Source organism: Streptomyces sp. NPDC043952 (assembly GCF_056435325.1).
Genome location: NZ_JBWKES010000003.1, coordinates 74,618 through 96,113, shown reverse-complemented (window position 1 = coordinate 96,113; position 21,496 = coordinate 74,618). Strand labels below are relative to the sequence as shown.

At 75.7% G+C, this 21,496-nt stretch carries 20 protein-coding genes; 9 read left to right on the top strand and 11 right to left on the bottom strand.

The genetic code is table 11. The features are described 5' to 3' along the window. Positions 1 to 107 precede the first annotated feature (107 nt). Genes AC069R_RS04240 through AC069R_RS04230 form a run of 3 tightly spaced genes read right to left on the bottom strand, consistent with a single transcriptional unit; the run spans position 108 to position 1,947 of the window. A complete protein-coding gene (locus tag AC069R_RS04240; RefSeq protein WP_478764377.1) occupies positions 108 to 839 on the bottom strand; it encodes a metallophosphoesterase family protein in 732 nt (243 codons plus the stop codon). Further along, positions 836 to 1,105, bottom strand: a complete 270-nt coding sequence (locus tag AC069R_RS04235; protein ID WP_397982441.1) for a BON domain-containing protein — start codon at positions 1,103 to 1,105, stop codon at positions 836 to 838. The genes AC069R_RS04240 and AC069R_RS04235 overlap by 4 nt, the downstream gene beginning before the upstream one ends. After that, a complete protein-coding gene (locus AC069R_RS04230) occupies positions 1,102 to 1,947 on the bottom strand; it encodes a nucleotidyltransferase family protein (RefSeq protein ID WP_478764376.1) in 846 nt (281 codons plus the stop codon). Before AC069R_RS04230 ends, AC069R_RS04235 begins: the two co-directional genes overlap by 4 nt. 235 nt (positions 1,948 to 2,182) lie before the next feature. Between AC069R_RS04230 and AC069R_RS04225 the strand changes: the two genes are divergently transcribed. Continuing rightward, positions 2,183 to 3,373 carry a PP2C family protein-serine/threonine phosphatase gene (locus tag AC069R_RS04225; protein WP_478764374.1) on the top strand — a complete coding sequence of 397 codons (1,191 nt, stop codon included), beginning with the start codon at positions 2,183 to 2,185 and terminating at the stop codon, positions 3,371 to 3,373. A 76-nt stretch (positions 3,374 to 3,449) separates the two neighbouring features. Here the strand turns inward: AC069R_RS04225 and AC069R_RS04220 are convergent, their stop codons facing one another. Continuing rightward, positions 3,450 to 3,935, bottom strand: a complete 486-nt coding sequence (locus AC069R_RS04220) for a hypothetical protein (protein ID WP_478764372.1) — start codon at positions 3,933 to 3,935, stop codon at positions 3,450 to 3,452. A 618-nt stretch (positions 3,936 to 4,553) separates the two neighbouring features. On the opposite strand from AC069R_RS04220, the gene AC069R_RS04215 reads away from it, so the two are divergent. Beyond that, a complete protein-coding gene (locus AC069R_RS04215; RefSeq protein WP_478764370.1) occupies positions 4,554 to 4,712 on the top strand; it encodes an ATP-binding protein in 159 nt (52 codons plus the stop codon). Positions 4,713 to 4,938: 226 nt separating this feature from the next. On the opposite strand, the gene AC069R_RS04210 is transcribed toward AC069R_RS04215, so the two are convergent. From AC069R_RS04210 to AC069R_RS04180, 7 genes are all read right to left on the bottom strand, one after another. Beyond that, positions 4,939 to 5,229 (bottom strand): hypothetical protein, encoded by a 291-nt coding sequence (locus tag AC069R_RS04210; RefSeq protein WP_478764368.1) that lies wholly within the window; start codon positions 5,227 to 5,229, stop codon positions 4,939 to 4,941. Between the two features lie 35 nt (positions 5,230 to 5,264). After that, complete coding sequence (locus AC069R_RS04205) at positions 5,265 to 7,346, bottom strand: acetoacetate decarboxylase family protein (RefSeq protein ID WP_478764367.1); 2,082 nt, start codon at positions 7,344 to 7,346, stop codon at positions 5,265 to 5,267. Positions 7,347 to 7,740: 394 nt separating this feature from the next. After that, the gene (locus AC069R_RS04200; RefSeq protein ID WP_478764366.1) at positions 7,741 to 8,589 is read right to left on the bottom strand and encodes an ABC transporter permease; all 849 of its coding nucleotides are present in this window, start codon (positions 8,587 to 8,589) and stop codon (positions 7,741 to 7,743) included. After that, positions 8,586 to 9,551 carry an ABC transporter ATP-binding protein gene (locus AC069R_RS04195; RefSeq protein WP_478764364.1) on the bottom strand — a complete coding sequence of 322 codons (966 nt, stop codon included), beginning with the start codon at positions 9,549 to 9,551 and terminating at the stop codon, positions 8,586 to 8,588. The genes AC069R_RS04200 and AC069R_RS04195 overlap by 4 nt, the downstream gene beginning before the upstream one ends. A 158-nt stretch (positions 9,552 to 9,709) precedes the next feature. After that, complete coding sequence (locus AC069R_RS04190) at positions 9,710 to 10,735, bottom strand: M56 family metallopeptidase (RefSeq protein WP_478764362.1); 1,026 nt, start codon at positions 10,733 to 10,735, stop codon at positions 9,710 to 9,712. Between the two features lie 4 nt (positions 10,736 to 10,739). Further along, positions 10,740 to 10,994, bottom strand: coding sequence for a BlaI/MecI/CopY family transcriptional regulator (locus tag AC069R_RS04185; RefSeq protein ID WP_478764360.1), 255 nt, complete (start codon positions 10,992 to 10,994; stop codon positions 10,740 to 10,742). Positions 10,995 to 11,301: 307 nt separating this feature from the next. Then, positions 11,302 to 11,754 carry a flavodoxin family protein gene (locus tag AC069R_RS04180; protein ID WP_478764359.1) on the bottom strand — a complete coding sequence of 151 codons (453 nt, stop codon included), beginning with the start codon at positions 11,752 to 11,754 and terminating at the stop codon, positions 11,302 to 11,304. Positions 11,755 to 11,981: 227 nt separating this feature from the next. Here AC069R_RS04180 and AC069R_RS04175 point away from each other — a divergent pair, with 227 nt between their 5' ends. The 7 genes from AC069R_RS04175 to AC069R_RS04145 all read left to right on the top strand — a co-directional run bounded on the left by AC069R_RS04175 (position 11,982) and on the right by AC069R_RS04145 (position 21,390). Then, the gene (locus AC069R_RS04175; protein ID WP_478764357.1) at positions 11,982 to 12,623 is read left to right on the top strand and encodes a class I SAM-dependent methyltransferase; all 642 of its coding nucleotides are present in this window, start codon (positions 11,982 to 11,984) and stop codon (positions 12,621 to 12,623) included. 59 nt (positions 12,624 to 12,682) lie between these two features. Further along, a complete protein-coding gene (locus AC069R_RS04170) occupies positions 12,683 to 13,018 on the top strand; it encodes a hypothetical protein (protein WP_478764355.1) in 336 nt (111 codons plus the stop codon). 163 nt (positions 13,019 to 13,181) lie between these two features. Next, positions 13,182 to 14,546: an FAD-dependent oxidoreductase gene (locus AC069R_RS04165; RefSeq protein WP_478764353.1), complete on the top strand. Its 1,365-nt coding sequence runs from the start codon at positions 13,182 to 13,184 to the stop codon at positions 14,544 to 14,546. Between the two features lie 499 nt (positions 14,547 to 15,045). Then, complete coding sequence (locus tag AC069R_RS04160; protein ID WP_478764351.1) at positions 15,046 to 16,239, top strand: hypothetical protein; 1,194 nt, start codon at positions 15,046 to 15,048, stop codon at positions 16,237 to 16,239. A gap of 27 nt (positions 16,240 to 16,266) precedes the next feature. Then, entirely contained in the window at positions 16,267 to 16,548 is a 282-nt protein-coding gene (locus tag AC069R_RS04155; protein ID WP_478764349.1) for a DUF1232 domain-containing protein, read from the top strand. 27 nt (positions 16,549 to 16,575) lie between these two features. Further along, positions 16,576 to 17,268 carry a 2-phosphosulfolactate phosphatase gene (locus AC069R_RS04150; protein WP_478764347.1) on the top strand — a complete coding sequence of 231 codons (693 nt, stop codon included), beginning with the start codon at positions 16,576 to 16,578 and terminating at the stop codon, positions 17,266 to 17,268. A gap of 1,572 nt (positions 17,269 to 18,840) precedes the next feature. Then, positions 18,841 to 21,390: a SpoIIE family protein phosphatase gene (locus AC069R_RS04145; protein ID WP_478764345.1), complete on the top strand. Its 2,550-nt coding sequence runs from the start codon at positions 18,841 to 18,843 to the stop codon at positions 21,388 to 21,390. The last annotated feature ends 106 nt before the right edge of the window (positions 21,391 to 21,496 follow it).

Genomic DNA, 21,496 nt, shown 5'->3' with positions numbered 1-21,496 from the left:
CCGACCTCGCTCCGGGTGGCCCAGTTCCGATCTCGCTCCAGGTGGCCGGTGCCGATGTCACTCCGGGTGACCAGTTCCGACCTCGCTCCAGGTGGCCGGTGCCGACCTCACTCCGGGTGGCCGGGCAGGTGGTACACGTGGAAGGCCTGGCCGATCACCGGTTGGGCCACGTTGCGGACGCGGATGCCGCCGCTGGTCATGCCGTGCTCGGTGCCGGCGTGGGCGTGACCGTGGACGGCGAGGTCGGCGCCCGCGGTGTCGATGGCCTCCGCGAGCAGATAGCTGCCGAGGAACGGATAGATCTCCGGCGGCTCCCCCGCGAGGGTGTCGGGCACCGGCGAGAAGTGCGTGAGGGCGATCCGCACGTCCGGGCTCCACTGCTCCAGATCCTTCAGCGCGGCGTGCAGCGCGTCGGCGCAGCGGCGGGTGTAGCGGACGAACTCCTTCATCAGCGGCTCGCCGAACTCGCCGGCGCAGCGCCCGACGAAGCCGCCGCCGAACCCCTTGGTACCGGCGACTCCGATGCGCGCGTCCCCCGCGGTGACGACGGCGGCCTGGCCCTCCAGGACATGCGCGCCCGCGTCCCGCAGGATCGCCGTGACCTCCTCGGGGTGCTCGTCGTGGTGGTCGTGGTTACCGAGGACGGCGACGACGGGCACCCCGAGGTCCTCGATCTCGCGGGCGACGACCGCGGCCTCCTCGGGGGTGCCGTGCCGGGTCAGGTCGCCGGCGAGCAGCAGGACGTCGGCGCACTCGGGCAGCGTCTCGAACGAGGGGCGGAGTGTGCCCTGGCTGTCGGGGCCCATGTGGATGTCCCCGACGGCCGCGACGCGGATCATGTGAGGTCCTCTCCGTGGTCGGGCGAGGAGGTGCCGGCGACGAGCAGGTCGCTGTGGACGGGGTGGTGCGCCAGTTCCTCGCGGGCCGTGGCCAGGATCTCGTCCCGGCACTCGGCGGACGGGACGGTGCCGGTGAGCAGGACCGTGTCGCCGCGCAGTTCCAGGCGTACGCCGAGTTCGCCGAGCCGTCCCGAGGCCAGGCGTTCGGCGAGGTGGGCGACGCGGTAGTCCAGCTGGGTGTCCGGTGAGTTCGGGGCGTCGGTCATGGCCGGTCCTCACGGGGTTCGATCACGTTCAGGCGTTCGAGGAGGAAGAGGAAGGCGGCCGGCATCGGCTGGTCGCCGCAGGTGTCGCGGACCACGTCCCAGTCGACCTTCTCGCGCACGGCGCGGACGACCGGCAGCACGGCCCCGAAGTCGCAGTAGTGCTCGGAGAACGCGCTGATCAGGCTGCGGATGAGGTCGGTCGGGCAGAGCACCGGCATCAGCACCGAGTCGACGGGCAGGACGTGCGCCCGGTCGAGCATGTCCTTGGTGACGGGCTCGTGGGCCAGCGCGAAGATGATGTCCACGTTCTGCCCGTGGCAGGTGGTCTTCAGCAGCCAGTCCTCGGGCGGGGTGCGGACCTCAAGACCGGCCTCGCGCAGGGTGGCGGCCACCGCGTCGGCGTCGTCGGGGAGCACGCAGAAGTCGGCGTCGTGCTGGAGGTAGCGGCTGCCGCCGTGCGCGTACACGGCGACGCTCCCGGCCAGCGCGAAGGGGTGACCGGCCCGCTTGAGCAGGGCCCCGATCCGCTTGGCGGCCTCCAGGATGGCCTGACTGCGGTCGTGCGGCAGGTCGGGCGCCGTACGGGTCTCCGGCTGCGGCTGCGGCTCGCATGCCGGTGGTGCTTGCGTCGTCCCCTCGGGCTCCGCCGGGACGGGTGACCGCGGCCCCGGACCAGGCTCCGGCGAGCCTCCCTGCTGCGGCCGCGTTCCGTGTTCCGGCAGGGCGTACGGCCGGTCGTCCGATGCCCGCGGCTGGGTCCCGTCCGTCGCGAGGCGCAGCCCGGCGGCCTCCGGTACGTCCTGCCGCCGCGCGGACGCGGCCTCCTCCCCGTTGTGCGTCATGGCCCTCCCTTCCCGGCACCTGCCCCGGCGACCTGAGCGGGCACCGGGGCTGGTACGGGTACCCGGCGCGACGGCGGCGACACCGGGGCCCGGCGGGACGCGCCCGCAGCGCACGCCGCCGGGCGGCCCGGACGCCACCCCGAGATTCCCCACTCCCCCGGCTCCGGGAGCCCCCTAGGGGCGCGCCCTTAGGCGCAAGTGGCCGCCCGTCGCGGCCGGGAGCACGCTGGTAGGCATGAGATTCGGGCTCGGGTCGGCGGGTGAGCGGCGATTCTGGCAGTCCTCGCAGGCGTTGCTGTTGCTGCCGGTCATGCTCATCGTCGTGATCACGGTGGTGGACGTACAGGCGCCGGAGAGCATCCACCTCGGTCCGGCCCTGGTGATCGCGCCCGCGCTGACCCCGTCCTTCGCCGGCCCCCGCACCACCGCCGCCGTCGGCGCGCTGGCCACGCTCGCGCAGATCGTGATCGGCGTCGCGCACGGCGGGATCGGCACCTCGAACCACATCGTGCAGATCATCACCCTCGCGGCGCTCTCGGTGACGGTGGTGCTCTACAGCGCCCTGCGCGAGCGGCGCCAGGCCCAGCTCGCCCAGGTGCGCACGGTCGCCGAGGCCGCGCAGCACGTGCTGATGTGGCCGCTGCCCGAGCAGATCGGCCCGCTGCGGATCGCCTCGCTGTACCTGGCCGCGGAGGACGAGGCCCAGATCGGCGGCGACCTCTACGCGGCGACGGTGTGCGACAACGCCGTACGGGTGCTGATCGGGGACGTCCGCGGCAAGGGGCTGCCCGCCATCGGGGAGGCCGCGCTGCTGCTCAGCGCGTTCCGGGAGAGCGCCCACCGCCATCACTCGCTGCCGGACCTGGTCGACACGCTGGAGCAGAGCGTCACCCGGTACACCGCCGATCTGGAGCCGGACGACGAGGCGAGCGAGCGGTTCGCCACCGCGCTGCTGGTGGAGATCCCGGACCGGGACCAGATCACCCGGATGACCAGCTGCGGGCATCCGCCGCCGCTGCTGCTGAGTCCGGGGCACGTGGTGACCGTGCCGAGCCTGCACCCCTCGCCGCCGCTCGGCGTGCAGGGGCTGCCGGTGAGCGTGGAGCACACGCTGGACGTCTTCTCCTTCGAACCCGGTGACACGCTGCTGCTCTACACCGACGGGGTGGTGGAGGCGCGGGACGCACGAGGCCGGTTCTATCCGCTGGCGGAGCGGGTGGCGCGGTGGACCGACGACACCCCCGAGGCGCTGCTGCACCACATCCGGCGCGATCTGCTCACCCACGCGGGGGGCCGCCTCGGCGACGACGCCGCGCTGATCGCGCTGCACCGCACCCCGGCCGAACGGCACCGCCACCACGGCCACGGCCGCGATCACGGTCGGGCGGCCGCACGGCGGGGCGTGGCGGGCGCCGAGCGGCCGTAGCCCCGCCCCAGCGGCGGCCGGGAGCGGGGCCGTACGACCACGGGGCCGGGCCGGGCCGCCGGGCCGATCGGTCGGGTCAGTCGGCCGGGCGGAGGTCGGTGATCTTCAGGGTCCGCAGGTCGGACTGGACGTCGATCCGGGTGACCTTGGCGCGCGGGCCGTCGCTCCAGGTGAGCGTCACCTGGCTGGTGGCGTGCCCGGCGCCCGAACCGGTGTAGGCCACCTGCCAGCGCACCGGCACGTTCTGGGCGAAGAGGATGCCGTCGGCGTGCTCCTTGGCCTCGTAGGCGGTGACCTTCTTCTGGGCGGACGGGGAGAGGTAGAAGGCGCGCAGGGCCTTGGCCTCGGCGCCGGCGGCCTTGTCGTCGGCGGCCCAGACGGCGTCGATGTAGGCGCCGTAGAAGTCGGCGACGTGCTGGGTGGCATTGCGCGCGTCGCCCTGGACGACGGCGGTGGCGCGCGGGGTGGAGGTGCGGGCGAGGGCGGGCGTCACCGCGGCCAGACTGAGGCCGGCGGCGAGGGCGAGGGCGGTGAACAGGGTCGTACGGCTGCGGACGGACATGTGTCTCGTTCCCCCGGTTTCGTGACGGACGGGCTGATCACGGACGTTGACGGCTGGTAAGACCGTGTTTCGGCGAGGGCGGTTCCGGTGGTTTCCGGATGATTCACGGCATGCGGCACATCGGGAAAGGTTGCGTCGATTTCCGGTCGCGGCACGTACCGATCCGGTCATGTATCCGGTTCTACCGTTCCTCCGGCGGCCGGGCGAGCCGGTCGAGGGCCATGCGGGTGCCCCGCTCGTTGTCCGCGCGGGGGACGGCGTCGGGAATCGCCCTCTGGCGTCGTCATGGTCATGGCGGTCGTAGGTGAGGGCGCGATCGCGGCGCGCCGCCGACCGGCCGGATGCGGCACGGCCCCGTCCGGGGCGTATGCCGTCTGCTGCGCACTGCCGGCCAACCGGTCCCCCCACCACCACGCACGGCCGGACGCTCCCCACGCGAGGCCGGACGAAAGGCGCACGGCGGATGGCCCCTCCCTCCCCCGACCGCTGCACCGCCCGCCCCCGGACACCGGAACGGACGAGTCGCCCCGCGCGGACGGGGTGCCCTCCGCCGACCCGCGCGAACGCTCCGCCCCCGAGGCGGCGCGCGGCCTCCGGGACGGCCGGGCGGATACGGAGGTGACGGACGAGATCACCGGGGGGACGGGCGCCGCGCTCCCCGTGACCCGCCGCCCCGGCCCCGAGGAGCAGCACGGGCGCGGGCTGCTCCTGGTGGAGGCGCTGAGCCTCGCCTGGGGCGCGTCCCTCTCTTCCGACCGATCCACCCGTGTCGCCTGAGCGGAACTGTCGTTCGCCTGAGGGAAGTTGCCTCAACCGGTCCGTCCGGACAGCCCGACGCCCCTCGAACCACCGTCACGGACAGCCCCCCACCAGTTCGAAGGACCCCCATGCACCACGCCTCCCACCTCGTCGCCCCCTCCTGGACCCGCACCCGCCCGAAGCCCGGCTCGGAGGAGCAGCCCGGCTGAACCGTGCGCCACGCCCCCATCGGCCTATGGGTTCTCTACGGCCCCGACATCGCGCCCCGCGTCGGCCGGTCGGCGCGCGCGTGGGCGAGCAACGCCTCGGCGGCGGACCGCAGTCGGACCGCCGCCGAGGCGCAGGCGGTCGCGTGCCGTTCCAGGGCCGGCCGGCTCCAGCCGGGTGCCGCCGGGCAGTCGCCGAGGGTGGTCGCGGTGGCGCGCAGGCGGCGGGCGTAGCCGTCCATCAGGTCGGCGTCCGCCCGCAACCGGCCGATGTGGGCGAGGAGTTCATCGGGCTGCGCGACGCGCGCCCCGGCGGACTCGGTCACCATGCGTACTCCCAACTAGGTAGCTTTCGTACGGGACTTCAGCGCGACAGCTCCGCTCCGCCGCCACGGTGCGCCATGAACTGCGGGCAGGCCAGCACGAAGAGGGGCCGGGCCGCGTCGATGCCGAGCCGGCGCAGCTGCCCGGCGAGGGGTTCGGCCGCCGCGGTGTCCAGCCGTACCCGGACGCCCGCGCCCGGATGCAGCCGGAGCCTCCCGTGGGCCCGGACCAGGGTGCGTACCGTGCCACTTCCCCGGCGGCCGTACAGGGCCCGGTCGGCGTCCGGGCAGCGCACCCCCGGCCCGAGGCGGCCCTCCACCACGAGGCCGAGGTCCTCCGAACGGGCCCGGATCTCCCGGCCGGTCAGGTCGGCCTCGGCGCGCATCGTGAACACCGGCTGCCCCCAGACCTCCCGCGCGACCACGCGGGCCGCCTCGGTGGTGACGCCGAGCGAGAGGACGTAACGGCCGGTGCGGCGCAGGTCGACGCGGCGCAGCAGATCGGTGACGGCGTCGTACGGACGCGGTCGCCACAGGTCGTCCACCAGCACGGACAGGGCGATCTCGGTGTACGGGCCGATGGTGGTGCACCGGTGCTCGTGCACGGACAGCACCGCGAGGGCGCGGGGGCCGAGCCGGCTGGGCGTCAGCCAGTCCGCGTCGGGCAGCAGGCTGCGGGCGGCGGCCGGGTCGACGGGGAAGCAGAGGTGCGCGGCGGCGGAGTCGTAGTACCGCACCGGCACCTCGACCGGGCCCACCGTGGTGCGCACGGGGGCGGTGGCGAGGGTGAGGAAGGGGTGCCCGGCGGGCGGGTGGGCGTGATTCGTGAGCCGGTAGGCCTGGGTGCGCACGACGGGGCCGCGGTAGGGCGCCAGCGCCTCGTCCAGGTCCGCGCGGGCCTCCGGGAGCAGGCTCCGCAGGTGCTCGATGTACTCGCGCAGGCGGTGGCACAGGGGGAACTCGCGGGTGGGCCCGGCGTATTCGACGCGGTAGCGGCCGGGACCGGGCGCCGGACGGGTGCGGTGGCCGTCCGGGGCGGCCACCAGGTCGTACTGGTTGGCGACGGTGGCGATCCAGGTGCGGGGGTCGGCGGGTTTGCGGTCGCCGGACGGGGAGCCCACGGCGATGGCGTGGGTGACGCGGTAGGTGCGGCAGAAGTCCTCGTCCTGGGCGAGGTTGAGGACCGCGTTGCCGCCCTCGCCGTGGCCGATCAGGGCGAGTTCGGCGCCGCGCGGGATGCCGTGCGCGGCCAGGGCGTGCACCAGGGAGCGGGTGTACGGGGAGTCCGTCGCGCACAGGTCGCGCCAGGCGCCCACAAGGTCCTGCGGGGCGTCGCCGCGGGGGCGGCCGGGGGCCGCGCCGGGCGCCTGGACCACATAGCGGACGACGCCGTCGGGCCCGCGCACGTTCTGCACGAGGATCCGCCCGTCGGTGGCCAGCGCCTCGATGTTGCGCAGGAAGCCGAGGAGGGAACCCTCGGTGGCGATGGACCGCCGCCGCTGGTCGGTGAGGTCGACGGCCCCGGCGCCGCCCTCGGGGGTGCTTCCGTGGTCGGGCGGCCCGTCCAACAGGGCGTGCACGGCGAGGAGTTCGGATATCAGCGGGGCGAGCCCGGACAGCGCGCGCTGGGCCGTGCGGTCCCTGAGCAGGGCGCGCAGGGCCCGTACGGCGTCCTGGTCGCGGTCGGCGGCGAGCGCCCGGTTCAGCAGGCGCATGCCGGGGGTGCGCGCCAGTTCGGGATGGTCGGCGAGCACGGCGGTGACGCGCAGCCGCAGGGAGGTGAGCCCCACCAGCGCGGCCAGGTTCTCCGCGCCGCGCGCCCGGCCCGCGAGGCCGAGGGCGCGGGCCATGGTGCCGCGCGGACCGGTGCCCGCGGGGGCGCCGAGGCCCGGTGTCGCGGTCAGGGCCCGCAGCAGGGCCCGGCATCCGGCGAGGCCGGTGCGGGGGTGGCGGCGGGTGGTGGCGGCCAGTTCGGGGGCGGTGAGAGTGGTGGCGGTGTGTTCGGACACCGCGCGGATGCCCTCGGCGATCTCCAGCACGTCCCGCGCGCAGTCGCGCAGCACGTCTCCCGGCTCCGGACCGCCCGGCGCGGGCCGTCCGGGTGCGGTGCCGTCCGCTCGCATCCGACGCTCCCTCGGCTCGACGACGTTCGACGGCTGCGGTCGCGTCGGCGGGACGCGACCCGCGTCCATCGTGTGCCAGCCCCACCGGCCCCGCACCTTCGTCCGGGGTGGTGACGCGGGCGGCGGGCGGGGTGTGGCGCCGGGCGCACGCCGTGGGGTGAAGGCCGGCGGGCGCGGGGCCGTCGGGCCAGGCCGTACTTTCCCGACGGGTCCGGGTCACTCGTGTGGCCTAGCTAGGGGTGCCGGGGGGGGTGGGCGGGTCAGGGGCTCAGGGGCAGGGCGGTCGGCGGCTGGGGGTACGGCGGCCATCGGGGGGGCCTGGGGGTACGGCGGTCACGTGGGCCGGGCTGGACGGGCGCCGGGGCCCGGTGTCCGGCGCCCGTGTCCGCGTCGGTCAGACGTCCCCCCGCCGCAGCCGGTAGGCCGCCCCGGCCAGCGCCAGCGCGGTCCAGCCGAGGAAGACCAGCAGCCCGGCTCCGGGAGACAGCGCGGTGGTGTCGTGCGTGAGGGCGTACATCGCCTGGCCCGCGTTGCTCGGCAGATAGGGACCGATGTCGTCCTGCCAGGAGCTGGGCAGCAGGGAGGCGAGGCCGGGGACGAGCATGAAGGTGGCGACGAGGACGGAGATGCCGCCGGCCACCGAGCGCAGCAGCGCGCCCAGGGCCGTACCGATGACGCCGACGAGGCCGAGGTAGAGCCCGGCGCCCAACAGGCCCCGTACGACGCCCGCTTGACCGATCGTCAGGGCGGCGGACGTGTCCGAGACGATCCGGCTGCCGGCGAGGAAGGCGGCGAACGCGCCGGCCGTGCCGAGGACCAGCGCGACCAGACCGTACACCGCCGCCTTGGACCACAGCACGGGCAGCCGGCGGGGCACCGCCGCCATGGTGGAGCGGATCATGCCGGTGGAGTACTCCCCCGCCGTGACCAGCACGCCCAGGACACCGAGGGCGAGTTGGGCGAAGTTGGCGCCGAAGAGGGAGAGGCTGAGGGCCGTGGAGCGGGCGAAGTCCTTGTCCATGCGGGGCGAGCCGGTCATGGAGCGGAAGCGGTAGGCGGCGATGACGCCGAAGACGACGAGGAACAGCAGTCCCAGGCCGAGGGTGATCCAAGTGGAGCGCAAGGACCAGAGTTTGGCCCACTCGGAGGCGAGGACGCGGCGCCCGGTCACCCGGTAGGCGGGGCGGCCGGGCGCGGCCCCGGTGTTCCCCGCGGCCGGGGCGGATTCGGTGAGGGTGCTCATGCGGCGCTCCCGGTGCGGTCGGTGCCGGCCGTGACCACGGCGGCGTCGGTGCCGGTCGTGGTGCCGTGGTACTCGACGGCGTCCCTGGTCAGTTCCATGAAGGCCGACTCCAGCGTCACCGCCCTGGTGCTCAGTTCGAACAGGGGGATGCCGTGCTCGGCGGCCGTCAGCCCGATCTGCCGGGCGCTCACCCCGCTGACCTGGAGCTCCTCCGAGCCGACCCGTCCGTTGATCTCCACGCCCGGCCCGGCGAGCACCTCCCGCAGCCGCCCCGGATCTTCGGTGGCGACCCGTACGGTGTCCCCGCCCGCCGCGCGCACCAGCTCCCGCACGGTCGTGTCGGCGAGCAGCCGCCCCCGGCCCACGACGATGAGATGGTCCGCGACCTGGGCGACCTCGCTCATCAGGTGGGAGGAGACGAAGACCGTCCGGCCCTCGGCGGCGAGCGAGGTGAGCAGGTTGCGGATCCACAGGACGCCCTCGGGGTCGAGGCCGTTGACCGGCTCGTCCAGCATCACCGTGCGCGGGTCGCCGAGCAGGGCCGCGGCGATGCCGAGCCGCTGGCCCATGCCGAGCGAGAACGAGCCGGCCCGCTTGTCCGCGACGCTGCCGAGCCCGGCGAGTTCGATGACCTCCTCGACGCGGCGGCGCGGGATGCCGTGGGTCAGCGCGAGCGCCCGCAGATGCTGGTAGGCCGAGCGGCCGGGGTGCACGGACCTGGCCTCCAGCAGGGCGCCGACCTCCTGGAGCGGGGCGCGGTGGCCGGCGTAGCGGCGGCCGTTGACGGTGACGGAGCCGCTCGTCGGGGCGTCGAGGCCGACGATCATGCGCATGGTGGTGGACTTCCCGGCGCCGTTCGGGCCCAGGAACCCGGTGACGGTGCCGGGTTCGACGACGAAGTCCAGTGCGTCGACCGCCGTCTTCTCGCCGTATCTCTTGGTCAGTCGTCGTGCCTCGATCATGCGGGCTCCCTCTTTCGCGGACCGCGGCGTCCGTCGCGCCCTCACGGGCGGCGGCGTCCGTCACGTCTGACGTCTCATCCGCCACGCTAGGCGCCGAAACCCCGTGAACCCGTGGTGATGGGGGCTGAACGGGGCAGAGGGGGTGGTACAGGGGGGTATTACGCCGATCCGCCGCGCCGGTGCGGGCCGCGGTGGTGATGCCGGCGCGCCGCGCCGCCCACGCGGGCGCTCACATGGGCGTCCGGGCCGGCGGCAGCGGGGGTGGCGGTGGCCGTGGCGCGCTCGGCCGTGCGCGCGGTGACGACCATCCGCTCGCTGTCGGAGGCGGCCTCGGCGAGGCTGGCGCAGCACAGCGCGAGCAGCGCGGCGCCGGCCACGACCGGCAGGGCGCGCGGCGGCGGGGGCGGGGCCAGCAGGGCGCGTACCCGCTGCGGCACGGGCCCGGCGGTCGCGGCCAGCGCGGGCCGGTCCTTGGCGGCGGCGGTGGCCAGGGCGGCGCGGCCGACGGCGCGGGCGACCACCGCCCGGCTGCCCACGTGCGCGGCGGCGGCCTCGTCGGCCCAGCGTTCCAGGACGAAGCCGCCCGCGTCGGCGAGCGGTCGCAGCAGCGGGGTGACGGCGGCGGCAAGCCGCCACAGGGCGAGGTAGAGGTGGTGCCGGCCGCGCAGATGGGCGCGTTCGTGGGCGAGCAGGGCGGCGCGCTCGTCGTCGCCCAGGCAGCGCAGCATGCCGCGGGAGACCACGATCCGGCCGGGCGCGCCGGGCAGCGCGAAGGCCCGCGGCATCTCCTCGTCGAGGACGGCCAGCTCGGTGCCGCCGGGCAGCGCCGCGGCCTCCCGCCGGGCCCACCGCAGGTGCCGGGTCGTCCGTACGGCGGCCACGGCGAGCGAGCCGGTCCCGGCGGCCAGGCCGAGCGCGCCGAGTACCGCGACGGCGAGGGAGACCGGATCGGCGGCACGCAGCGCGGCCACCGACCAGTGGCCCTGCTCGGCGACCTCGGGAATCTGGGCGAGCCCGGTGAAGGCCAGCAGCGCGAGCGAGCCGAGCCAGCCGCCCGCGGTGACCGTCGCGGCGCAGGCCAGGGAGCGGGCGGCGGCGCGGGGCGGCAGCCGGCGGGCGGCGCGCGGGGCGAGCACGGCGAGGACGACGGTCACCAGCAGCGGTACGTAGACGGTGAAGGTCACCCGGTCACGGCTCCCCGGCGGGGCGGTCCTGGCCGGGCCCGGTGAGCAGCCGCTGGAGCATCTGCTCGTCCTCGGCGAAGAGTCCGGAGACGAACCGGGCGAGTACCGCCTTCCGGTCCTGGCCGCGGTCCGGCTGGGTGCGCATCCGGGCGGCGGTGTCGGACGCCTCGCCCCGCGCGGGGGCGTAGGCGTGGCCGCGGCCCTCGCGGTGCCGGACCAGCATGCCCTTGTCGTACAGGCGGGACAGGATGGTCAGCACCGTGGTGTACGCCAGGTCGCCGGGCAGCGCGTCCAGGACCTGCCGGGCGGTCAGCGGCCGGTCCGCGGCCCGGAAGAGGGAGGTCTCCTTCTCGGAGCACGGCCGGCACGCCGCTCTCCAGTTCGCCGCGCGCCCTGCGGCCGGACGGCTCCCCGGCCGTCCCGCTCCCTCGCTCGCGCATCCGCCCCCCCCTCTCGCCGGTCCGCCGGCTCTCCCACCCCTGTAGTCGTGGGGTTTGGCGCACCACCCTATCCGGCTGCTCCTGCACGTCGTACGAGCCCGTCTCCCATGGGCGCGAGTGGCCGGTTCAGGCGGACAGGCCCGCCGCGAGGGTGGCGCCGAGTTCCCAGCAGGCCTCCGTGTCGGCCCGGCCGGGTTCACCCGTGACGGTGACCGGTTCGGCCGCGCGGCGCCAGCCGAGGCCGGTGGTGATGGTGTCGAGGGCGCGCACCGCGCCGGTGACGTCGTTGCCGCCGTGGACGTAGTAGCCGAAGGGGCGGCCGCGGGTCTCGTCCAGGCAGGGGTAGTAGATCTGGTCGAAGAAGTGTTTGAGGGCGCCGGAGAGGTAGCCGAGGTTGGCGGGGGTGCCGAGCAGGTAGCCGTCGGCTTCGAGGACGTCGGCGGCGGTGGCCGCGAGGGCCGCGCGGCGCACGACCCGGACGCCCTCGATCTCGGGTGCCGTGGCGCCGGAGACGGCGGCCTCGAACAGGGCCTGGCAGTTGGGCGAGGGGGTGTGGTGGACGATCAGCAAGGTGGGCACACCCGCACCCTGCCGGGTCGGACGCGCGGTGCGCAAACGGGGCTTCGCCGCTCGCCGTTGTGGCGTGCCGCGCGGGGTACGAGGATGCCGGGCGGCGGTGCCGTACACGTTGCCGCCATACACGTCGGTGCCGAACACGTCGGCGCCCTGCGCGTCGGTGCCGTACACGTCGGTGCCGCGCGGCGCGGTGGCGCGCGGGCCGGTGCCGCGCGACGGGAGGAGCCGTGGTGGGCGAGGACGAGCGCCGGGTGCCGGCGGCCGTGGTGTTCGACGCGCTGGGTCTCGACTACGAGCGGGCGTTCGCCTCCTCCGCGGCGCACCAGGCGTCCCTGCGGTGGCTGCTGGAGCGGCTGGCACCGGGCAGCCGGGTGCTGGACGCGGGCTGCGGGACCGGGCGGCCGACGGCCGAGACGCTCGCGGCGGCGGGGCACCGGGTGCTCGGCGTCGATGTGTCCCCGGTGATGGTCGAGCTGGCCGCGCGGCAGGTGCCGGGGGCCGAGTTCCGCCGGGCCGACATCCGCGAACTCCCGCTGGAGGAGGGGGCGTTCGACGCGGCCTGCGCCTACTTCTCGCTGCTCCAGATGGACCGGGCCGAGCAGGAGGCCGTGGTGGGCCGGCTCGCGCGGGCGGTACGGCCCGGCGGGTTCGTGGTGCTGGCGACCGTGCCCGTGGACATCGAGGGCGCCGAGGGGCTGTTCATGGGGCAGCCGGTGCGGGTCACGAGCTTCGGCGCGGACGCGTTCAGGGAGATGGCGGGCCGGGCCGGTCTCGCCGTACTGGCCGAGGAGCACGCGCAGTTCGCGCCGGCGCACCCCGCGGCCGTACCGGAGCCGCACCTGTTCCTGCACTGCCGGCGGTCCGCGCCGTAGCCTCTGGTCTTCCTCAAGCCGCTTGGTCCACCGGGCGGTTGGCGTCCAGGATGATGACCATGACGGGAATCGCGGGTCTGAACAGGAAGCACAGCCACGTGCTGGTCATCCGGGACGCGGACGTGGTGGCCGCGGCGCTGCGCGGGGCGCTGGCGGAGGCGCCGGCGGAGGAGCGGCCGGGTCTCGAACGGGCCGTCGCGCTGGTCGAGTCGACCGCGGAGGCCACCGAGGCAGAGCTGCGCGCCGACTGGACCCGCGGCCGGCTGGCATCCGTCGGCTTCACGGGGGACCTCTCCTCGGTCGCGGCGACGAAGGCACTGCGCCAGGCGGAACCGAGGCTGAGCCTGCTCGCCGCGGTCCAGCTCCAGAAGGAGGCCCTGACACATCCGGAGTGATCCGGGATCCGGGCGGGGTCCTCCAGGGGCGCCATAAGGCACCCCTGGAGAGGTCATAAGATGCCCTTATGAGGTCATAGGCGGGACCCGCGTACCAACTTAGGTCTGCCTTAGCTTAGGCTTCCCGATCGAGTCGACTGTTTCACTCGAAGGGAACCTGATCATGCCGCGCCCCCTGCGGGTAGCCATCGTCGGAGCCGGCCCCGCCGGGATCTACGCCGCCGACGCCCTGCTCAAGTCCGAGGTGGCCGCCGACCCCGGCGTGTCCATCGACCTCTTCGAGCGCATGCCCGCCCCCTTCGGCCTGATCCGCTACGGTGTCGCGCCGGACCACCCGCGCATCAAGGGCATCGTCACCGCCCTGCACCAGGTGCTGGACAAGCCGCAGATCCGCCTGTTCGGCAACGTCGACTACCCGACGGACATCAGCCTGGACGACCTGCGCACCTTCTACGACGCGGTGATCTTCTCCACCGGCGCCATGGCCGACCGCGCGCTGTCCATACCCGGCATCGACCTGGACGGCTCCTACGGCGCCGCCGACTTCGTCTCCTGGTACGACGGCCACCCGGACGTGCCGCGCACCTGGCCGCTGGAGGCCGAGAAGGTCGCGGTGCTCGGCGTCGGCAACGTGGCCCTGGACGTGGCCCGCATCCTCGCCAAGACCGCGGACGAGCTGCTGCCGACCGAGATCCCGCAGAACGTCTACGACGGTCTGAAGGCCAACAAGGCCCTGGAGATCCACGTCTTCGGCCGCCGGGGCCCGGCGCAGGCGAAGTTCAGTCCGATGGAGCTGCGCGAGCTGGACCACTCCCCCAACATCGAGGTCATCGTCGACCCGGAGGACATCGACTACGACGCCGGTTCGATCGAGACCCGGCGCGGCAACAAGCAGGCCGACATGGTCGCCAAGACGCTGGAGAACTGGGCGATCCGGGACGTCGGCGACCGGCCGCACAAGCTGTTCCTGCACTTCTTCGAGTCCCCCGCGGAGATCCTCGGCGAGGACGGCAAGGTCGTCGGGCTGCGCACCGAGCGCACCGCCCTCGACGGCACCGGCAACGTCAAGGGCACCGGCGAGTTCAAGGACTGGGACGTCACCGCCGTCTACCGCGCGGTCGGCTACCTCTCCGAGAAGCTGCCCAAGCTGCCCTGGGACCTCGCCTCGGGCACCGTCCCGGACGAGGGCGGCCGGGTCATCGAGGAGGGCGGCACGCACCTGACGTCCACCTACGTCACCGGCTGGATCCGGCGCGGCCCCGTCGGTCTCATCGGCCACACCAAGGGCGACGCCAACGAGACGGTGGCCAACCTGCTCGCCGACCACGCGGAGGGCCGGCTGCACACCCCCGCCTCGCCCGCGCCGGAGGCCGTCGACGCCTTCCTCACCGAGCGGGAGGTCCGCTACACCACGTGGGAGGGCTGGTACCGCCTCGACGCCGCCGAGCGCGCCCTGGGCGAGCCACAGGGCCGCGAGCGCGTGAAGATCGTCGAGCGGGAGGACATGCTGCGCGAGAGCGGCGCGTGAGCGCTCCGCGCACCGCCCTGGCCGGGGCTGGGCTCGAAAGGGCTGAGTTCGAAGGGGGTTGAGCCTCGGCCGCCGTGGGTGGGTGGCACGCGGGCGGGCGGCTGGTGGCAGGGGTGCGGTGCGGGCTCGCGGGGGTGCGGTGCGGGCTCGTCGTGGCTGGTCGCGCAGTTCCCCGCGCCCCCGGAAGATCGCCCTGCCGTCGGCCGAGAAGCCGACGTGTCCGAAAGGTCCGCAAGGACGGCCCGGCGCACACGCCGACCGCCCCGCGCTCATGGCCCGGACACTTCGCGTGTGCGGGGCGCGGGCGCGCACCGGCGCGCGTCGCACGGCGCGGGCGAGTCGCGCGCCCCGGTGGAAGCGGCTCGCGCGCGCCGGGCGAAGACTCCCGCGCGACCCCCGGCAGGGACCCGCGCCGCGCGCGGGTGCCGGGCCGTCTACGTTTCGCCGCGGCGAGCGGTGATACTGGAAGGCGCACCCGCCCCCATCAGCAGATTGGCCTATGTCGAACTCCGCCACCGACCGCGCCCCCCTTCCGCAGTCCGTCTGGGCGGCCCGCGGCCGTCACACCGGACCCGCCCCCGACGACGTCGTCCGCCGCACCCTGCGCCGGCACAAGGAGAGCGGGGACATCGACGACTTCGCGGAGCCCCCCGCGTCCGAGGACGCCTCCGGCGGCGACGCGGCGCCCACGGTCTTCGAGGCCCGCTGGCGGGCGGGCGGCACGGCGACCGTGCGGGCCCGGCTCACCCTCGTACCCCGGCACGGCAAGCCGCAGGGGCACGAGTGGCGGCTCGTCGCGGAGGCCGAGCGGCCCTGGGACGACGGCTGGCCCTCGCCCGCCACGCTGTTCTGGCCCGAGGGCGGCACCGGCGACGACGGCTCCTGGGACCACCACCCCACGGTCGCGGGCCTGCGCTTCCGGCAGGTCAACGTGCTGCCCGCGGACGACAAGGAGATGCGCCGGCGGCTGCGGGAAGCGGCCCGTGAGGCCTGGTGCGTCAATCTGGTCGTACACGAGGCCATGACGCCCGACGAGCAGGGCAAACTGCCGCTCGCCCGGCTGCTGCCGCCCGGCCTCAGGCACCGCGTGGTCGAGCACCGCGCCGCCCCGCACCAACTGCGCGGCGTCAACTGGGCGTTGAAGGACCTCGGCGTCGAGGTACCGCGCGGCGGCGCCGTACTCCTGCCGCCGAACCCGGCCCCGGAGGACTACGACGGCGAGCCGCACCGGGTGCGCAGCGTCTTCCTGGACGGCTCCGAGCCGCCGGAACTCCTCGCCGCGCTGCGGCACTTCGTCGCGCTGCCCCGGCCCGCGCCACAGGAGGCGGCCGAGGCGTTGGCGGACCTCAGGGACAACTGGACCCTGATGACCCACCAGGAGGAGCTGGACCGGGAACGGCGGCTCGTCGCCATGTACGCCGAGGCGCTGGAGGCCATGACGAAGTCGCGGGACCTGTACAAGCAGGCCGCCGAGCAGGCCCTGGAGGCGCTGGCCGCCTACCGTGACGTACCGGCGCCCGCCCTGCCGCAGCAGCGGCCCGCCGTCAAGGCGCCGGCACCGCTCCAGCAGCTCACCCGGACGTTCGAGCGACTGCGGCTCCCCGGTCTCCCCGGTCTTTCCGGCCGGGCGAAGACCGCCCCCGCGCACACCGCCGACGGCGCGGACCCGCCGTCCCCCGACCTGCCGTCGTAAGGCCCCCGTGCCGCGCAAGGAGCCCCGATGGACACCACCACCCTGCTGCTGATCCTCGCCGCCGCCATCGCCGCCGGCCTGTTCGCCGGTGCCGTCGCGCTGCTGGTGCGCCTGGTGCGTACCCGGCGGACGCTGCTGCGGGCCGGGCTGCCCACGGGTCCGCGCTGGGTGTTCTGGGGCGCGGTGGCGTATCTGCTGCTCCCGGCCGATCTGCTGCCCGACCCCGTCTACCTGGACGACATCGGCGTCCTGCTGCTCGCCCTGCGCAGCATGCGCGCCGCGCGCCCGGAGGGCCCCCGGCTGCCCTGAACCGGCCGGGTACCGGATCATGGTGCGATGCGGACCGTGTTCACCGGGATCTCCGACGCTCCCGCCGCCCCGGACGTCGCCGTCGTGGTGGATGTGATGCGCGCGTTCACCGTGGCCGCCTCGGCGCTGCACCGTGGTGCCGAGCGGATCTTGTTCGCCCGGACGCGGGAGGAGGCGCTGGCGCTGAAGGCCCGCGGTCCGGGCCGGCTCGCCTTCCAGGACGGGGCGCCGGTGCCGGGCTTCGACCTCGCCAACTCGCCCGCGCGACTGCGCTCGCTCGACGTGCGCGGCCGCACGATCGTGCAGAAGACCACCGCCGGTACGACGGGGGCACTGGCCGTGGCGGACGCCGGGCTCGTGCTGTGCGCGAGCTTCCTGGTGGCCGGGGCGACCGCCGGGGTGCTGCGCCGGGCCGGGGCGCGGACGGTGACCTTCGTCGTCACCGGGGAGGACGGGCGGGCCGAGGAGGACCGGGCCTGCGCCGAGTACATCGCCGCCCTGGTGCGCTCCGCCGACACCGATCCCGGTCCCTATCTGGAACGGGCCCGCCGCTCCGCCGCCGCGGCGGAACTCACCGAGGGGGTGCGGCGGGGGTGGCCGGGGGTGCATCCGGAGGACGTCGAGCTGTGCCTGGACGCGGACAGCATGCCGTTCGCGATGGTGGCCGCCCGGACGGACGGCCACCTGGTGCTGCGGCCCTTGGCGCCCGACGCCCGCTGACTCGACTCCCGCGCCGGTCGGGTCCGTCGAGCCCCAGCAGTACGGCCACCACCACCGCGAGCGCCGCGAGCGCCGCCACCCCGGCGGCCGTACCGGCGAGCCAGGGCGGGGCCAGTGTCGCCGCCCACAGCCGTGCCGGGTCCGGCGGGCCGAAGCGTCCGCCGAGCAGTTGTCCGGCGCCGAGCCCCGCCGTGACCACGAGGGCGGCCGCCGCCGCGCCGAGCCGGGCATGCAGCGCCCGCGTGGGCAGGGCGAGGCCCAGCAGCATGCACAGCGCGGAGGCGACGAGCGTGGCACCGAGGAGCCCGCGGGACAGCCCGGCCCAGTAGCGGGGCGCGTGGGCGGCTCCGCAGAGGAAGACCAGGAGGGCGGCCGTGCGCACACCGAGCTCGGCGCGGGAACGCGAGGGGGCGTGCGGCGGCGGGGCCGGGACGGGCGTGCGGGTGGGGGCGAGGAGCTTGTAGGCCGCCGGTTCGAGCCGGAGGAGCTTGAGCCGGGGCGCCCGGCGCGGTGGGGCCTCGGGCGGCTTCGGGGGCGCGTCCTCCGGAGCGGGGGGCGCTTTCGGGCGCTCGCCCTCCGGAGCAGGAGGCGGTTTCGGGCCCGCGCGCTCCGGAGCAGCGGCCGCGAGCGCACGCCCCTGCCGATCCGCACCCCCACCCGCGACCGCGCCCCCGTCCCCGTCCCCGTCCGTACCCGCAGCAGCCACAGCCGTACACGAACCCGCAGCCGATTCCGCGCCCCCGCCCGCAGCCACACCCGCAGCCACACCCGCACCCGCCGCCAACCCGCCGATCAGTTCCGTCAGTTCCTCGACCGTCCGGCCCCCGGCCGCGGCCGTTACGGCGGTCCGTCCGCAGCGCGGCTCCAGCGGGGCGCGGTGCAGCAGCCGCAGCAGCGTGCCGACCTCGTCCACGGGGCGCTGCCCGGCGGCGACGCGGAGCACGGCGTCGGCACCGGCGGGATTCCTCGGGGGCCGGGTGAGCAGGGCCGCCAGTCGGGTGACGTCCGCGACCGAGCGGTCGAGCCCCGCCGACCGCACCGCCTCGGCCAGGGCGGGCGCGTGCTCGGTGCAGCCTTCCAGCAGGGCGATGAGGCGGGCGACGTCTTCCAGCGGGCGGGTGGTGACGGCCGCCCGAACCAGGCCGATCACCGGATCCTCGTACCGGCCGCTCTCCCCGTGGCCGGACCGCGCGCCCCGCCCCTCCCCCACACCCTGCGTGCGCGTGTTCCCCGGCCCGGACGGCGGCCCGGACCGCGTCAGGATCCGGACCGGCGGCACCCGGACCCCGAGCGTGGCCGGCGCCGTGCCTATGAGGGAGACGTCGGGACAGGTGGACGAAGATCGGGTGGTCATCTCGGCTCCAGTGCGGGAGTACGGCCGCGTCCGACGCCCCCGACCACGGCACGCGCGGTACGCAGTCCATTACTAGGAGCCGCTCCCCCGCGCCGCCACCCGAGTGAGGCACCGGTGTGAGCCCCCGCCGCGCGGCCGTCCGCCGGGGTGCGCCCGGTGCTCCCCCTGGCGCATTCTTGCTGTGTGATCCACCCGGCGGACGGGACGAGGTAGGGCCGATGGCGGGCAGCGGGGAGCGGGCGGTCCGTACACGGGCCCGGCTGGCCGCGCTGCTGGCGGACGCCGCCACCGCGGCGCTGCGCGCGGCGGGCGGCCGGGTGGCGGGCGTGTATCTGCGCTCGGCCGGTCCCGCCGACGCGCCCGCCGTCCTCCGCCTGGCCGTCCTCGCCGGGCTCCCCGGTCCCCTCTTCCGCCCCTGGTGGCGGGTGCACGCGGACCGCCCCTTCCCCGTCTGCGACGCCTACCGGCTCGGAACCGCCGTGGTGCTGCGGGACGCGGCGGAGGCCGTGCGCCGCTACCCGCAGTTCGCGGCGGGGCTGCCCTTCCCCTTCGCCTCGGCGCACCTGCCGGTGCCGGGCGGAGGCCGGCCGCTCGGGGTGCTCACGGTGCTGCGTCCCTCGACCGGCGACGACGGGGACGACGAGCCCTTCGACCCGGAGCTGCCGGCCAGGCTCGCCGAGGGCCTGGGCACCGAACTGCTCGCGCTCGCCGACGGCGACCCGGACGCGATCGTCTGGGACGGGGAGCCGCAGTGCGTACGGCCACCCGCGACCCGGCCCCCGCAGGCGGCCGTCGGACGCTTCACCTGGGACCCGGACACCCACGCGGTCCACGCCGACGAGCGGCTGCACGCGCTGCTCGGCCTGGCGGCGGGCGACTTCGCGGGCACCGACACCGCGCTCGCCGAGGCGCTGGCCCCGGCGGAGACCCACCGGGTGCTGGCCGCGCTGCGCGACACCGCCGCGGGAAAGCCGCCGGCCCCGCTGAGCCTGCGGGCGGCCGACGGCGCGCCCCGGCTGCTGGACCTGTGGCCCGCGGGGGACGGCGGCGCGCTGGGGATCGGCGGGCACGGCGGCACGGCGGCGCGGGTCGGCGGGGTGGTGTTCGACCCCGGCCGGGCCGCCCTCGCCGACGGGGCCGCCGACCAGCTGCCGCAGGGCGTGTTCACCCTGGACCGGCTGGGCGTGATCGGATACGCCAACGCGGCCGCGGCGCGGTTCGCCGGCCGGCCGCGGGAGGCGCTGGTCGGGCGGACGCTGTGGGAGGCGCTGCCGTGGCTGACCGGACCGCCGTACGACGATCACCTGCGCGGCGCCCTGCTGTCCCCGGAGCCGGTGCACTTCCAGGTGCGGCGGCCGGGCGGCGCCGACGGGGCGCCGGGCGGTTACGACGGGTTCGCGGTGTCGGTGCACCCCGGTGCCGACCTGCTGACCTGCACGCTCGTCCCGGCCAGCCGGATGGCGGCGCCGGACGGGCCGTGGCCACCGGGGCAGCCGGAACAGCCGGGACAGCCGGTGCATCCGGTGGCGGGCGGTCCCCCGGTGGCGGCGGCGTACCGCCCGATCGCGCTGGCCATCGCGCTGACGGACGCGGTGACGGCGCAGCAGGTGTCGGCGGTGGTGATGCGGGAGCTGCTGCCCGTGTTCGGGGGCCGCCGGCTGGCCATCTACCTGCTCCAGGAACGGCGGCTCCACCTGGCGTGGGAGTCCGGCTTCCCGCCGGGCTTCCCGGAGCGGTTCGACGGGGTGGCGCTGGATGCGCGGATCCCGGCCGTGGAGACCCTGGCGACGGGGCGGCCGCTGTTCTTCGAGTCGATGGGGCAGCTCGCGGCGACCTATCCGGGGCTGCCGATGGACGCCGCGGAGGGAGCGCGGGCGTTTCTGCCGCTGATCGCGTCCGGCCGGCCGGTCGGCTCCTGCGTCCTCGGCTTCGACGGCCCGCGCCGCTTCAGCGCGCAGGAGCGTACGGCGCTCACCGCGCTCGCCGGGCTGATCGCGCACGCGATGGAGCGGGCCCGGCGCTACGACAGCGAGGCGGCCCTCGCCCGCGGGCTCCAGCAGGCCCTGCTGCCGGGCCGGCTGTCGGCGCATCCCGGAGTGGAGACGGCGGGCCGCTATCTGCCGGGCACCCGAGGGCTGGAGGTGGGCGGCGACTGGTACGACGTGGTGGAGTCGGGGGACGGTCTCGCCCTGGTCATCGGGGATGTGCAGGGGCACGGGGTGCAGGCGGCGGCGACGATGGGCCAGCTGCGCAGCGCGGTCCGGGCGTTCGCGCTGGGCGACCGGCCGCCCGACGAGGTGCTCAGCGGCACCAACCAGCTGCTGATCGGTCTCGATCCGGGCCAGTTCGCCAGCTGCTGCTGTCTGCGCCTGGACCCGGCGACCGGGCGGGCGCTGATCGCCCGCGCGGGCCATCCCCCGCCGCTGCTGCTCTCCCCCGGCGGCCGGGCCCGGCCGCTGGACGTGCCCGGCGGGGTCGTCCTCGGGGTGGATCCCGGAGCGCGCTATCCGGTGACCGAGCTGGTCCTCGAACCGGACGCGATTCTCGGGCTGTACACGGACGGGCTGGTGGAGCGGGCGGGTGCCGACATCGACGACGGGATCGCCGAGTTGTGCGCGGCCCTGGACCGGGCGGGCGCCGCCGCCGGGCGGCGCGACGGCCTGACCCTGTCCGGGGTCGCCGACCGGCTCACGGCCGCCGCCCGGCACGCCGACGCCCGCCCCGACGACGTGGCCCTGCTGCTGGCGCGAAGGCCCCGCCGTGGGTAGCCGGCCAGTCCTGCCGCGGTGGCTGCCGGCGTCCGGGCGGCGGCGCACCGACCGGGCCCCGCGGGTCGTCCGCGACCGGCCGGGGGACTCCCCGCGCCCGCTCGCC

What these genes read in the sequence shown, in the direction of transcription:
- AC069R_RS04240 (WP_478764377.1), bottom strand. Translation starts at nt 839, where the DNA reads ATGATCCGCGTCGCGGCCGTCGGGGACATCCACATGGGCCCCGACAGC.
- AC069R_RS04235 (WP_397982441.1), bottom strand. Translation starts at nt 1,105, where the DNA reads ATGACCGACGCCCCGAACTCACCGGACACCCAGCTGGACTACCGCGTC.
- AC069R_RS04230 (WP_478764376.1), bottom strand. Translation starts at nt 1,947, where the DNA reads ATGACGCACAACGGGGAGGAGGCCGCGTCCGCGCGGCGGCAGGACGTA.
- AC069R_RS04225 (WP_478764374.1), top strand. Translation starts at nt 2,183, where the DNA reads ATGAGATTCGGGCTCGGGTCGGCGGGTGAGCGGCGATTCTGGCAGTCC.
- AC069R_RS04220 (WP_478764372.1), bottom strand. Translation starts at nt 3,935, where the DNA reads ATGTCCGTCCGCAGCCGTACGACCCTGTTCACCGCCCTCGCCCTCGCC.
- AC069R_RS04210 (WP_478764368.1), bottom strand. Translation starts at nt 5,229, where the DNA reads ATGGTGACCGAGTCCGCCGGGGCGCGCGTCGCGCAGCCCGATGAACTC.
- AC069R_RS04205 (WP_478764367.1), bottom strand. Translation starts at nt 7,346, where the DNA reads ATGCGAGCGGACGGCACCGCACCCGGACGGCCCGCGCCGGGCGGTCCG.
- AC069R_RS04200 (WP_478764366.1), bottom strand. Translation starts at nt 8,589, where the DNA reads ATGAGCACCCTCACCGAATCCGCCCCGGCCGCGGGGAACACCGGGGCC.
- AC069R_RS04195 (WP_478764364.1), bottom strand. Translation starts at nt 9,551, where the DNA reads ATGATCGAGGCACGACGACTGACCAAGAGATACGGCGAGAAGACGGCG.
- AC069R_RS04170 (WP_478764355.1), top strand. Translation starts at nt 12,683, where the DNA reads ATGACGGGAATCGCGGGTCTGAACAGGAAGCACAGCCACGTGCTGGTC.
- AC069R_RS04165 (WP_478764353.1), top strand. Translation starts at nt 13,182, where the DNA reads ATGCCGCGCCCCCTGCGGGTAGCCATCGTCGGAGCCGGCCCCGCCGGG.
- AC069R_RS04160 (WP_478764351.1), top strand. Translation starts at nt 15,046, where the DNA reads ATGTCGAACTCCGCCACCGACCGCGCCCCCCTTCCGCAGTCCGTCTGG.
- AC069R_RS04155 (WP_478764349.1), top strand. Translation starts at nt 16,267, where the DNA reads ATGGACACCACCACCCTGCTGCTGATCCTCGCCGCCGCCATCGCCGCC.
- AC069R_RS04150 (WP_478764347.1), top strand. Translation starts at nt 16,576, where the DNA reads ATGCGGACCGTGTTCACCGGGATCTCCGACGCTCCCGCCGCCCCGGAC.
- AC069R_RS04145 (WP_478764345.1), top strand. Translation starts at nt 18,841, where the DNA reads ATGGCGGGCAGCGGGGAGCGGGCGGTCCGTACACGGGCCCGGCTGGCC.